We start from the raw sequence: 13,435 nt of genomic DNA, 5'->3' as shown, positions 1-13,435 counted from the left end.
CCTGGCTGAGGCCGTGGAATAATGGGGTAGCCACTACCTTAATATACTGCCTTCTTCGCCGGGCAACCGATACCGCACCTTCACTATCTTTCACCAGCAAAAGGCCCATCAGGTAAACTGATGGGCCTTTTGTTTGAGTAACATTGTTGGTAGTCCGCTAAGGGTGGCCTTACTCCAGCAAGAGCCGGCGCCCCACGGTGCGTCCATCGGCCAGCGTCAGGCGGAGGGTGTAAGCCCCCGCCGGCAAGGCAGGCAGTGCCAGCGTAGTTCGGCCAGCGGAGGCCCCGGGCTGCTCCCACACAGTGCGGCCCACGGCATCGAGCACGGCCGCCCGGGCAAAGCCGGGGCCGGCGACGGTAACCGTGCCGTGGGCGGGGTTAGGATATACGCTGAACGCGGCAGCTTCGCGCGCCGAAGCGGTGGCCGTCGAGGTGTTATTGTTCATTACGGGGCGCATCATTAGAGACCCTGATGGCCCAAAGCTGGTGGTGTTCCAGGCGCCGTTATTGTCGCGGCGCCAGAGGTAGCCAGCGGGAAAGGTGCTGTTCAAATCCAGGCCGTAGTGCAGGTTACGGCCCTGTGAGGGCTGGGAGTACCCCACGTAAAAGCTGCCCGAAACCGGAACGGGAAGGTCGAAACTGATTTCAAAATACTGCCCGTTCGCGGGCAAAGGGTTGGGTATGACGGCTGCTTTGGAGGCCAGGAGCGTGCCCGGCTGGCCGGCAGCATCCTGCCACACATTGATGGTGACGTTTCTAGATGCCCGGTCCGAGGCAGTAAATACCGGGTAGAGCCGCAGGCCCCGCACCCGGTCGGGCTGGTTGAGGTCGATGCGGTAGGCAAACGCGGCCGCCTGGCCAGTGTTGTAGGGAACCAGCTGCGTGATGTTTTCGGCCGTGCCATCGTCGTAAGCGTAGTAATCATTGAGCTCTACGTCGCGGAAGATGGTGTCGTTAGCCAGCGTGCGTGGCAGGGTTTCCAGGGTGTTGAGGGCCATGGTATAGCGTAAGGTCTTGGCATCCGACGTACGGGGAATGGACGGGAGGTCGGCGGGGCCGGTTACGTTATTCTGGCGCGGATTCACGGGCAAGGGGCGGCTGATTTGCAGCCAGTTGCCCAGTGGAGCACTGGCTGGTAGCACCCGCACCGTGCCCAGCACATCGATGGGAATGGGCAGCACTCCTGCGTTGAGGTTGCTGAGGGTTACCCCCAACTGGGGGTTAAACTCCCGGCCGGCCGGGGTGGCGGCGTTGAATTGCCAGACGGGCATGGCCGAGAACCGGCCCAACGGGCTGGCCATGCCCCCCGAAACAGTTTGCCCGATCACGCCGGCGCTGGTGGCGATGTCGGCAAACGTGGTGTCGGCTAAGCCCCGCGAGCGGCCCCGGTCGAGCAAAATGTAGTCTACGCTCCACCCGTCGCTGTTATCGGAGGTGTTGCCGGTGGCCACGAACATAAACTGAAAGTTCGCGTGCAGATATTCGGGTTGGGAGAGCAGAATTACTTGCTGACGGAAGGCCGTGCGTTGGCGGTTGCCTCGCTGTACCCATACCGACTGCCAGATACCGGCATCCGTTCTGACAAATAATTCCAACTGCACGGGAGTGCTACCGGTGTTGCGATTGAGAACGCCTACGATACTACCGGCCTGCCAGGCAAAGCTCAGCGCCACTTGGTCGCTGGCCGTGAGCCCGCTCAGGTTGATGGGCTGCGAAACCAACGAGTCGATGCGGCCATAATTGCTGGTGACGGTGCCGCTGTAGCTCTGGCCGTTGGCTTTGAGGCCGTCGAGCGTGGCGGCCCCGCGCGTAAGGGGGCGCAGCGCCAGCCGGTTACTGACGAGGGCGCCGCCGGTGGGCACCCAGTTTTGGGTTTTGGGGAGTCCTTCCAGGGGCGTTGTAAAGTCGTCGAAGAAGGGCAGGGCCAGGGCCGTCAGCCCGCGGTGCTGGGCCCGTTCGGCGGCCGATGGGGCGTAGCGCGCCCGCCCGGGGTCGGCGGAGACGGGCAGCGTGGGTTCTACCTGTCCCGAAGCGGCCCCGGCTACCAAAAGCAAGGTGGGCAATAGCAGCCGGCGGCAGGTGTGGAATAGTGTCTTCATAAGAGAGTATTTAATACCCAACGACGGCAACAGGCAAAAAAGTGTAAGAACTTAAGTCCCCGGCTGCAGCCGGGCCAGGATGAGCACTATTGGGATAGTGGCTCCTGACCATAAGCAGAAAGCGTAGCAAAGGTCGGCATTGCCGAGTACCAATGAAGTCTGGTGGCCTTGTGGCTGGTGGTTTAGCACGGGGTGGTGCCACGAATTCCGCGGAGCGGTTCGTGGTACCACTCCACTAACCTTGGAACGAGGTTGTCGAGTATTTTTTCACAATTTAGTGATACCACGAACCGCTCCGCGGGATTCGTGGCACCACTCACCACTCTTTCATTCACCACCTTACCTGGCCACCCAGATGTCGACGAGCTGACCCGTGCGGATGGTGGCATCGGGGCCGGCCACGGGGCGTTGGCGCACCACGGTGCCGGCCATCTGGCCTGCTTGCACGGGCATCTCAAACACCTCGCCCTTTTGCAGGCCCTGGCCTACCAGGAGGGTGATGGCCTCGTCCTCGGGCATGTTCACGAGGTTGGGCACGGCAAAGGTTTGGTTGCCTTGGCCGTCGCCCACCACCAGGTCAACTTTGGTGCCCTTAGCAATGGGTGCGCCGGGCGCTATCTCCTTGCCATTCACGAACTGCTTGAGCACGGCGTTCTGCGCCAGATCGGGCACCAGTTGAATCTGGCCCACCACCAGGTCGTAGCTTTTGAGAATGAGCATGGCATTTTTCGCTGAGCCATCGGTGAGCTTAGGCATTTTAATCACCGGTGGGTTTTTCATGCTCACCTGCAGGTAGATTTTGCGGCCCTCCTTTACTTTCTCGCCGGGGGCCGGGTCCTGTTGCAGTACGGTGAAGGGCCGGATGCTGGGGCTGTAGCTGGAGTCGTCGACAAAATAAGCCAGCTTGCGGGCGTCGAGGTATTCTTCCAGGTCGGCTACGTTCATGCCCGTCACCTTGGGCACCGTAATGGTTTCGCCGTGGTGGGTGCTCACGGGCAGGTACACGTAGAAAAAGCCCAGCACGAGCAGCAGCCCTACCCCGGCAATGAGCAGCAGGTGCTTGAGAACGTCGAGCGGGGTGTTGGATTTTAGGAAAGCCATGGGAGGTAATTGTTTCAGCAAAGAACGGAAGCTCCCCCTCAGCGGAGGAGGGGAGCAGGTTGCTCAGCGGCCTTGGCCACCCGGGCCTTGCCAAACTCCAGAATCCGGTCGATGAACTGATAGGGGGTGTAACCGGCCAGGGCCGTTTGGTGGAAAATGCAGGTAGCCGGCGTCATGCCGGGCAGGGAGTTGACTTCAATAATCAACACCTCCACGTTGCCATTCTGGCGGACGCGCACAAAGGCGTCGATGCGGGCGTAGCCCTGAATGTCAAGCACTTCGGCCACCCGGCGCAGGACGGCTTTTACCTCATTGGAAATGCGCTGACGCTCGGCCGGGTCAACGTCGTAGCGGGCGGGGGTAATGTTCTGGCCTTCCCCGGCCAGGAATTTCTCCTCCAGGCTTAGTACTTCGCCGGTGGCCAGGGCCTCACTGGCTTCGAACACTTCAATGTTGAGGTGCCCGTCTTCGTCGTAGGAGGTGAGCAGCCCGCCCGTGATTTCCAGGAAATGGGCCGCCCCGTCGCGGCTGATGAGGGTTTCGACCAGGAAAGCATCCTTGCGCGGAAACTCTTCTTTGAAACCCAACTGCAACACCTCGGCCGGGCCGGGGAGCAGGTCTTCGTCGGCGCGGAAAATCAGCTGGCAGAAGGCTGCCAACTCGGCCCGACTCTTAATTTTCTTTACCGCCGAAGAGCAGCCGTCGTCGGCGGGCTTAGCGATGAAGGGGTAGGGGAACTGCGCTTCCAGGCGGCGGTAGAAGCTTTCGGCGTCGACTTGCCACTCCAGCTGATTGGCCATGCGGTGCTCGGCCACCAGCAGGCCGGCTTCGCGCAGGCGCTGGTTGGTCACGAACTTATTGATGGTGACGCTGCTGCTGGCCACGCCTGAGCCGTTATAGGGCAGGTGGTATTTTTCCAGCTGCTGCTGCAGGGCGCCATCTTCGCCGGGGCGGCCGTGCAGCGCGATAAAGACTTCGTCGGCCAGTTGCGCCAGCTCATCGAACGAAATGCGGCGCGGTTGGGCCAGGGCTTGTCCGGCGTAGGTGCTGGTAATGGCGCGGGCCTCGTGGCGAATGCGGTCCAGAATGGGGTGCGGGGCTTCGCCGGCTTCGGCGTGCTCGATTTTCTCGCGGATGTCGTCGGCGTTATCCTTCAGCATCACGTTTACGGGCAGCACGTAGAGGCGGTGCTCTTCGGCCGACCCGGTGAGGAACACGGGCACCGGCGCGTACTTGGCCGAGGAGCTGAGCTTCTCGTAGATGTTGCGCCCGCTCTCCACCGAAATGTGCCGTTCGGAGGAGTAGCCGCCCATAATGACGGCCACGCGGATGCGCTCGGTGGCTTCGTGCTGGCGATTAGCCACGGCGGTATCCAGTTGGGCGAGCAGGCCACCAAGCTTCAGGGGGCGTAAACCAGCGCGCCGCCGCGCGGCCAGCGAAGTACGGATGAGGTAGGTGAGAAACTGCGAGGGGTTGAGCCCAATTTCGGCCGCTTGGTGGAAGAAGAACGAGGCCGGCAGCATGCCCGAAGTGGTGTTCGGGTCGTTGAGAAAAAGAAGAGGGGCCGCCTCTTCCCCCTGCCCCTTGTCGCCTTCCACGTAAAACCCATCGAGCCGGGCGTACACCTGGAAGCCGAACGTGCGGAACATCTCCTCGCAGGCCGCCCGAATCTCCTGAATTTTCGCCTCCGGCAAATCAATCGGGGTGACTTTGCGGGCCAGGCCGGGCAGGTACTTCGAGCGGTAGTCGAACAGTTCCTCGCCTTTCACAATCTCGGTTGGGGGCAGGGCCAGGGGCTGGCCGGTGGGGTCCTCCACCACGATGCAGCTGAACTCGCGGCCCGCTACGAAGCTCTCGACCAGCACCTGCGTTTCGCCGTCCACGTTGGTCAGGCGGACGGTCTCGGCCGTGGCTAGCTGCTCGTTCAGGGCGTACAGCAGGGCTTCGGGGTGATAAATAATGGGGGACGGGCTGGCCCCGGGTTGCTGCCCGGTTAAGCCCGTAAGCACCACGGGTAGGCCAATGCCCTCGCGGATGTCGGTGAGGTGCTGGACCCAGGCCAGCTTGTCCTGCTCACCCAGGCCCTGCCACTCTTGGCGGCTCACCACTTTGCGGAATAGGCTGCGCTCAATGGCGTCCTCGAACTGGGCCAGGTCGTCGGTTTTGAGAATACTCACCCCGATGCTGGAGCCCTGGCGGGGGGACTTGAGCACCAGCGGCAGGCCCAGCTCGCGCACCAGGTAGGCCAGCGTGGCCGCGTGGTCGGTGCTGTCCCACTCCGCGGCCTGGATAACCCGAAAAGCGGGCGTGGGCCGACCCAGGGCGCGGAGCAAATTCTTCTGGGCAACCTTGTCGATGCCAAACGCCGACGGCAGAATGCCCGAGCCCGAGTAGGGAATGCCCAGCCATTCCAGCAGCCCCTGAATGGCGCCGTCCTCGCCGCCCGGCCCGTGCAGGGCCAGGAACGCGAAGTCCATGAGTTGCGGCAGCTCTTCGGTGGGCACCGGCCGGCCTACTTTCGAAATGGCCCGCAGCTTTTCTTCGGGGCTGAGCTCGCCCAGGCTTTCGATGTAGACCTGCAAGTGGTGCAACGACGGCGGCTGCGAAGCCACCGGGGGGTAAAAGTCCCGAATAGTACCCTTGTAGATAAACTGCCAATCGAGCAGAATAAATTGCCCCAGGCTGTCCACAAAAATGGGCACTGGCTGGAACAGAGCCTTGTCTAAATTGTCGAATACGGTGCGGCCGCCCGCGAAAGAAATCTCCCGCTCGCGCGAAGTGCCCCCGAAAAAAATGCCGATTTTCATAAGTGCCGCAAAGGTAAGAAGGGGAGAGGGGCCGGTGCTAAGCGGATGAGAACAGCCGGCAAAGGAATGGAGGGGGAGGGGAGCGGAAAGGACCAGCCGCATCCGCTCCTTGGTAAGGAGGCCGGTTTCTGTTCTACTTTGCAGCCCCAACCCACTACTTATCCTGCCTCACCAACCTTCTTCATGAACACCCTCGATACCTACAATTTCGCTGGTAAGCACGCCGTGATGCGCGTCGATTTCAACGTGCCCCTCGACCAGGACCTGCGCATCACCGACGACACCCGCATCCGCATGGCCACGCGGTCGGTGCTGAAAATCCTGAACGACGGCGGCTCGGTGGTGCTGCTTTCGCACCTGGGCCGGCCTAAGGGGGGCTACGAAAGAAAGTATTCGCTGGAAAGCCTGGTGGCGCGCCTCTCGCAGGAGTACGGCCGCGACGTGCAGTGGGGTGGCGACGTCCTCGGCGACGAAGCCGCCCGGAAAGCCGCGGCCCTGCAGCCCGGCCAAGTGCTGTTGCTCGACAACGTGCGCTTTTATAAGGAAGAAGAAGCCGGCGACCCCGCCTTTGCCGCGAAGCTGGCCGCCCTGGGCAACGTGTACGTGAACGATGCCTTCGGCACCGCCCACCGCGCCCACGCCTCCACGGCCGTGATGGCAACCTCCTTCGCCCCGCAAGACCGGGTGGGGGGCTACCTGCTGCAATCGGAGCTGGAGAACGCCCAGAAGGTGCTCGAAAACGCCGAGCGGCCCTTTACCGCCATCATGGGCGGGGCCAAGATTTCGGATAAGATCCTCATCATCGAAAAGTTGCTCGACAAGGTCGACCATCTGCTCATTGGCGGCGGCATGGCCTACACCTTTGCCGTGGCCGAGGGTGGGCACGTGGGCAGCTCCCTGCTCGAAGCCGACAAGGTAGACCTGGCCCGGCAGCTCATCCAAAAAGCCAAAGCCAAGGGTGTGAACCTGGTGCTGCCCGCTGACTCACTCATTGCCAACCGCTTCGCCAACGACGCCGACGTGCAGGAAGCCCCCAACGCCGCCATTCCCGACGGCTGGATGGGCCTCGACCTTGGCCCGGCCAGCCGCGCGGCCTTCGCCGACCTCATCCGCCAGAGCAAAACCATTCTCTGGAACGGGCCGATGGGCGTGTTTGAAATGAGCAACTTTGCCGGGGGCACCACGGAAGTGGCCCGCGCCATTGCCGAGGCCACGGCCGGCGGTGCCTATTCGCTTATCGGCGGCGGCGACTCGGCCGCGGCCGTGCAGCAGCTGGGCTTCGGCGAGCAGGTGAGCTATATCAGCACGGGCGGTGGTGCCTTGCTGGAGTACATGGAAGGCAAGGAGCTGCCCGGGGTGGTAGCGCTCGGCTAAGCAAGAAAACGGGTTTGCTTAAAAGAGTATAATTACCTTAAGCTGCGGCCTAGCCGCGTAGCGGCGACCGGTTGGTAGAAAAAAGGCCGCGTGGTTAATAACCGCGTAGCGGTGACAGCTTCGTCTGGCGACTCTGCCACCGCTATGCGGCTCCAGGTTGGCAAGAGCAAGAGGTAAATGTTCTACCAACCTGCCGCCGCTACGCGGCTGTTCCACTATTTGGGGTAATAATCATGGAGTGTCATGCCTCCAGCCGTTTGAGCAGCTCATCGGCGGCTTTCTCGATGTCGTGGTAGCCTTGTTGGGCGGCCCGCTCCTTGGCGGCAATCAGGCCGTCGCGGTGTACGGTTTTGAAATCGCCGTATGGAAATTTGTAGCGGCCCTTGGTGTTTTCGCCCTTGCTGGTGTCGAGGCCAAGGTGCCAGTTGGCATACTCTTCCAGCTCGTGCTTTTCGAGAAAGGCGTTTTCCGCGGCTGAATTGGGGTTATGCTGGCCCCAGTGGCCCTCGTCGTTCTTGATTTTGCCTTCCTGGATGAGGTGCCGGGCGAAGACAACGGCCTGGGGATTAAGGGAGATGCTCATGGAAAAGAGGGTTAAGAAACCATCTGCGTACGCAACTCAGCAGTTGGAGTTCCTAGGGCTCAGCTTGGTAGTTGCATCTTCGAGGGAAACGCGGCCGGTCGTTGTGCGAGCAGCCAAGCCGCAGCTTAGAAACCGTTTGCGTTCGCTTTCAGAGCGAAGAACCTAGAGTTGAGGACATTGCTTTTTTAGCCCAAAGCCGGCTCTCTACTTCGGTCTAAGCAGCTGTTTAAGTTATTTATTCGCTAAAAATCAGATTCTTACCAATGCATTTGCCACCTTTTGGCGCGTTTGAAGGCCCCCTGAATAGTTGTTTCAGCGCACGGCCAAGCTGAGAAGGTGGTCTAACCGCAGGAAGAAGAAATAACTTAAACAACTTCTGAGTTCTGAGCTCTAGGTTCTCCGTTCTAAAAGCGAACGCAAACGGCTTCTTAGTAGTCGGCCCGAAAATCAGCTTTTGCCGTGCAGCAGATACTTGGTCTGGTTGAAGCTGTAGCCTATCGACACCACGAAGCGGCCGGCACTGGCCGGATGGTCGGTTTCGGCGGTGTAGATGGGCAGTTGGAAGCTGGTGTTCAGCGCGACGTTTTTATAGTAAATGTCGAGGCCTGGGCCGAGCAGAGCATTATTCATGGCGTGTTCGCCGGTGAGCTTGCCTTCGAGCATTTCACCTTTGGTTTTCTCGTAAAAGAACTGCGCCGAAGGGTATACCTGCCAATCGGCGCCCCGCGGAATGCGGTAGAACAAGCTGGCGTAAGTGGCCGTGCTCGGAGCCAGACTGTTGCGGAAGGTATTTTCGGTGCAGCGGCGGTAGCTGCTGTTCACGCTCAGCCCGAAGCTGTGGAAGCCGGCGATGTAATTGGCGTACACAAAGCCATCGGTGGTGCCGGTACCCACTTGGTTGAGCAGCGGATAGCGCTGGCCCCGGTCGCTCCGGCGGGTGTATTCACCGGTGGGTAGCTTCACGCCGCCGCCCACAATGAGGCGGCTCTGCACCCCGGCCGTTTCAATCTGCCGGATGAGGTGATAGCCGGCAAATACCGTCACGTCGCCTACGCCCGCAGCGTTGAGCTGGCGCCCGTTGATCTGTGAGGTGTTCATCACATAGGGCACGAAGGCGTTCAGCTCCACGCGCTGCGAGAGGAAATACTTGCCGCGCAGCTCGATGACGCGAAATGCCTCGAAATCGGTGGGGTCACCGCTGTGGTCGTGCGCGTAGCCATTATCCCCGTTGAGCGACGAAGGAAAAAAAGGCCGCGCGCCCGCCGGGAAGAAGTGGGGCGTCTGGCCCAGCGCCTGGTAACCGTTGAAGATGCGGTAGCGGTGCATTAGGCTCACGCCGCTTTGGTTGTCGTAGGGCGTAATGCCCATGAAGCAACCGCAGATGTCGCAGGCCCGGCCGGGGCGCGGAGCCAGGAGCAACAGGCTGCCCAGCAGGAATAAGAAGGTTTTTTTCATCGAAGGAATAACCGTTAAAGAATAGCTGCAATGCACCAAGGGGGCTGGCGCACGTCGGTGTCAGGCTGCTGTTTGGTGCCAATTAAACTCTGGCCCGTGCCGCATTGCCCGCGCTTAGCCTGGCTAACCGACTTCCCCTACACTCGTTACTAAGAGCCTATCCGAAAAATGTCTGCCCTTAAAAAACAGAACGTCCTGCTCTATCTGGCGTCCGCTTGTCGCAGCCTCTCGACCACGAGAGTAGATCCAATCGAATGAAGTACTGCCGCGGTACAGAGGCTGCGACTTCACGGACGATAGAGGAGCAGGACGGGCTGCTTCTTTTCCGGATAGGCTCTTAAGTATGGTGATGGGCCACTAAGGTGTCGTGGCTCAGCAGTAAGCGTGAAACGACGAGCTGCTAGGTGACTATATATCGAGGACAGCCTGGATAAGATGACCCAAAGAGTGGCGTCCTTGCAGCGTGAAATCCGCCGTTAGTTAGCGTGAATGTGCGACACTGAAAACATACCGGCGGCAATGTTATCGGCCAGCTTCGAGGCGGATGGTCCACCCATCTTGTTGTAGACCTCACTAAACTTCACCGGGTTCTGAAAAGGCGAAGGCGGGGTGGCAGTCGGGTTGGGGCCGGTGAATAGCTTGGCAATGTCGACGTGCATATGAATTTCGGGCGAGTGGTCGGGCCGCACCAGCAGGTTGGCCGCTGGGAAGGGCAGCGTCACGGTGCGGATGGTGTTGTTGGCGGCTCCTTTGTAGCCCGCCACGTGAAAAACCAAGCCGCGCGTGGGCGACTGCGGCGACGTGCCTTCCAGCTTCAGGTTGATGAACTCGTTCCCATTCATGGTCCAGAGCATGCCGTTGTTACTATTAAGCACGCCGCTGAAGTTGCCGGCTTTGGTACGGGAACTGTCTACCCCCACGGTGAACGTCACGCCGGTGTAATCACCCACGGGCACGCCCTTCATCTCCAGGTCTTGGGTTTCGGGCCTGGAATGGTCAACCAGGAAATAGCTGTCGGGCACGGAGTACGAGGAGTTGTCGGCCTTTAGCAGCTTCACGTTGGAGATGTAGTATTTGAAGGTGCTCACCGTGAAGTCATCCCCGTTGGCGTTCTGGTACGTGTTGGCATTCAGCACCAGCGACCGAAAGGTTGGGGTGCCGGCGCTGCTCTGCTGAGTCACGCCATTGTCCATGTGCAAGGTGAATTCGCCCGTTTCGGTGGTGGGCTGGTCCGAATCTTTTTTGCAGCTCGTGAAGCTGAGGGTTGCCAGCACTAGCGCACTGGTAAAAGTGGAAACGAGAGAGCGTTTCATATTCATAAAAAATTAAAGGATACCTAAAACTGATTGGCAACGTGGTGGCGGGTCCGCGCACGCGTTCAGGTCAGCCATTGGCACGACCGGATCAAGGACCTATTTCCCCTGACCTTGTGGTAGGAGAAGTGCCCAGCCCGCAATCAGGATAGGGGGCGGGGCGGCCGAAATATGCCCGCGCCGGGCACCACCCTGTAGCAAGCTGCTGCCCGGGCTGGGTAACCGCTCGCCGCTGCCCACCATTGCCGGGGCGGACACAAGGCCACCGTAGCCGAGGGCAGTAGCTCGTATTTTACCTTGCCCAGGGAGCCGCCCGGGGCTTTTTTCTCGGTGGCATCGGCTTTTCGTAGTTGCCGCGCCAGGTGGCATTTGCCGTTGCACTGCAGCCGGGGCCGGGCCTTGTTCACGCAGTACCGTTCCGTGATGCGGGCCTTATTCAGCTGATAGTTCACCACCAGCACCTCCTGCCCCAGGGTTTGGAGCAGCACGAGGCCAGCGAGGAAAAGAGCCAAGAGTCGGTTCACGGGGGGAGTAGGGGGCAAGGCGCCTGCCAAAGAGGAAGGTACTGGAGGCAAAGTTAGGAAGAAGCCCTGCTCGTTCAACTTACAGGTGGGGGCCATGCCCCGCGTGTATCCTTTCCCATTGTTTACCTCTACTACCAATTTGGAGGTATGCTTCAGCTACCAGCCTACCCAAGGCCCTGGATAGTAAAAGCTTGGGCCGGGTGCGGAGCCGCAGCTTCAAAGTGCCCTTTCCTTCATGGGCCACCATATCAGCTCCGAGCGCCACCAATACCTGACTGGCTTCCGATAGTACTGTCGAGCCGATTGGTCAGCCCTGGGTCCCGACTGCTTTTTGTGGAGCAGCTGTTACGCGACCAACAAGGTAGTACTGCCAAACCCCTTAATCAGCCCATTTTGAAGCCCTTGCATTGGTAGTAAATCTGCTGACTGCCAGGCTGTTATTTCCTGACCGCTCCAGAAAATTAAGATAAGAACAACTGCGGTTTGGCATTCTAGCAATGCCCCGCAATCGTTCACAGTTTATCCTGGCGAATAAGGGCCCGGTAGGTGCGGAGCAGCGTGGCCTGCGGCGCCCCAAGGCGGTAGAGGATGGTAATGAACAGGAAGACGCCCTGCAACCGGAATACGCCATTTGCGCGGTATTTACGGGCTGAGGTGACGACGCTAGCCGGCAACACCCGCAGCCGGGCGTGCTGGCGTAAGCGCCGCGTAATTTCCTGATCTTCCATCACCAGCATCTGCTCGCGGTAGCCGCCAGCTTTCTCAAACACGGTTTTCAGGACGAATAAGCTCTGGTCGCCGAAGCGGACAACCTCCAGGTTGAAGCGGGTAAGCCAGGCACTGGCCCGCAAAAACCAGTGGGGCTCGTCGAAGGCCAGCCGGTAGCAGCCGCAACCGTAGCCCGTTGCTACCGCCTGTCGGATGTCGCCGAGAAAGCCAGCGGGCGGAAAGGTATCGGCGTGCAGGAAATATAGGATGCTGCCCGCGGCCTGCCGGGCGCCGTAGTTAAGCTGAGCGGCGCGGCCTTTGGTGGGGCAGGCTAGTACTCGGGCCCCTGCCTGCCGGGCCCGGGCGGCCGTGGCGTCGGTGCTGTGACCATCGCTCACGATGATTTCGACGGCAGCATCGGTGGCCGCGCCGGCCTGATAGAGATGGTGGAGCAGCGTCTCAATCCCATCGGCTTCGTTGTAAGTGGGGATGATGATACTTACCAGAGCTGGAGGAGCGGGGAAGGGCAGCATGCAGGCGGCAGGATTAAGGCCAGAGAATCCGCTATCGTACAATAATAGTACAATGACCGCTGGGTGGTGGCTACCGAATCCGTCCGAACCGGCCAAGTTAATCGACCATAAGGGCCCCAAGTGTGCCGTTGCGAGCCTCTCCAGGCGCAAAGCACGAGGGTGTTGTGCGCCACCCAGCAAAACCACCAAGCCGCTCAGCTAGCTGTTTCGTTTCACCCAAGACGATGCCGGGAATTAAATAGCGCCTCAGTTCAGGTAGGGGGATTCTAGCTCCTGCCCCATGCTCTTGAGGGGGGCGTTGCTGCGTCGTCCCGTCAGGCGGGTGGATAAAGCCTGGGCTTCGGGGCCGCTAAGAACTTCTAATTCGCGTAGCCAAGCGACCCGGCGCAACTGGGGCTCGATGAATCCAAGCGGGTTAACCTGGCCATATTCGTCGCGCAGGTAGGCTTTGGTGCGGCGCTCAAGCTCGGCGACTAAGGCCCGAAACTGCTTGCGCTGCCAGGGTCGCCCGGCCAGCGTCAGGGCCAGGTGCGCGGTTTGCAGCCGGAAAGTAGACCACTGCTGCTCAAAGCGTATCCAAATGGTCAGGGCGTTGACGCTCAGAATAACCCACCACAAGTACAGCGGGAAACCGGCCTGGCCCGTAGCCAGCCATTCCCGCCACGGGCCGTAACCCCAAAATACCAGCAGCAAAGCCATGGGCAACAGCTGGTTGGTAGGAATATACCGCTGCTCGATGGCTTTAACGGGTAAAATTTCCTCATAGGGTACTTCGGCTTCAAGGGTCGCGACCCCCTGCGGGTTGCGCTTGCACACGTAGAGGCTTTCGGCCCGCAGGGCAATATGCGTGGTGCCCAGAAAAAGCTGTTTTTGGGTGAAAATCATTACTGAAGTCAGAAGGCAATAGGGGGAGACTGCCGAGGCCGTCGGCCGATGAGC

Annotated in this window: 10 protein-coding genes; 1 reads left to right on the top strand and 9 read right to left on the bottom strand. The window is 60.3% G+C overall.

Features of this window, described 5'->3' with window-relative positions; translation table 11 throughout:
* Positions 1-169: 169 nt before the first annotated feature.
* The 3 genes from IC235_RS18935 to IC235_RS18925 form a co-directional block, all read right to left on the bottom strand.
* A complete protein-coding gene (locus IC235_RS18935; protein WP_191006775.1) occupies positions 170-2,098 on the bottom strand; it encodes a T9SS type A sorting domain-containing protein in 1,929 nt (642 codons plus the stop codon).
* A 339-nt stretch (positions 2,099-2,437) separates the two neighbouring features.
* Positions 2,438-3,199 carry a PASTA domain-containing protein gene (locus IC235_RS18930; protein WP_191006774.1) on the bottom strand — a complete coding sequence of 254 codons (762 nt, stop codon included), beginning with the start codon at positions 3,197-3,199 and terminating at the stop codon, positions 2,438-2,440.
* Positions 3,200-3,237: 38 nt separating this feature from the next.
* Positions 3,238-6,006: a D-alanine--D-alanine ligase family protein gene (locus IC235_RS18925; RefSeq protein WP_191006773.1), complete on the bottom strand. Its 2,769-nt coding sequence runs from the start codon at positions 6,004-6,006 to the stop codon at positions 3,238-3,240.
* Positions 6,007-6,189: 183 nt separating this feature from the next.
* Here IC235_RS18925 and IC235_RS18920 point away from each other — a divergent pair, with 183 nt between their 5' ends.
* A complete protein-coding gene (locus tag IC235_RS18920; protein WP_191006772.1) occupies positions 6,190-7,380 on the top strand; it encodes a phosphoglycerate kinase in 1,191 nt (396 codons plus the stop codon).
* A 241-nt stretch (positions 7,381-7,621) separates the two neighbouring features.
* Here IC235_RS18920 and IC235_RS18915 read toward each other — a convergent pair whose 3' ends face one another.
* The 6 genes from IC235_RS18915 to IC235_RS18890 form a co-directional block, all read right to left on the bottom strand.
* A complete protein-coding gene (locus tag IC235_RS18915) occupies positions 7,622-7,963 on the bottom strand; it encodes a hypothetical protein (RefSeq protein WP_191006771.1) in 342 nt (113 codons plus the stop codon).
* A 447-nt stretch (positions 7,964-8,410) separates the two neighbouring features.
* Entirely contained in the window at positions 8,411-9,418 is a 1,008-nt protein-coding gene (locus IC235_RS18910) for a hypothetical protein (protein WP_191006770.1), read from the bottom strand.
* A gap of 476 nt (positions 9,419-9,894) precedes the next feature.
* Positions 9,895-10,731, bottom strand: coding sequence for an MbnP family protein (locus IC235_RS18905; RefSeq protein WP_191006769.1), 837 nt, complete (start codon positions 10,729-10,731; stop codon positions 9,895-9,897).
* Between the two features lie 143 nt (positions 10,732-10,874).
* Positions 10,875-11,255 carry a hypothetical protein gene (locus IC235_RS18900; RefSeq protein ID WP_191006768.1) on the bottom strand — a complete coding sequence of 127 codons (381 nt, stop codon included), beginning with the start codon at positions 11,253-11,255 and terminating at the stop codon, positions 10,875-10,877.
* 512 nt (positions 11,256-11,767) lie between these two features.
* The gene (locus tag IC235_RS18895) at positions 11,768-12,496 is read right to left on the bottom strand and encodes a TIGR04283 family arsenosugar biosynthesis glycosyltransferase (protein WP_191006767.1); all 729 of its coding nucleotides are present in this window, start codon (positions 12,494-12,496) and stop codon (positions 11,768-11,770) included.
* 246 nt (positions 12,497-12,742) lie between these two features.
* Entirely contained in the window at positions 12,743-13,381 is a 639-nt protein-coding gene (locus IC235_RS18890; protein WP_191006766.1) for a hypothetical protein, read from the bottom strand.
* Positions 13,382-13,435 lie beyond the last annotated feature (54 nt).

The organism is Hymenobacter montanus, assembly GCF_014699115.1.
GTDB classification, from domain to species: Bacteria; Bacteroidota; Bacteroidia; order Cytophagales; family Hymenobacteraceae; genus Hymenobacter; species Hymenobacter montanus.
The sequence above is the reverse complement of the archived record's forward strand: the minus strand, read 5'-3'. Positions and strand labels throughout refer to the sequence as shown.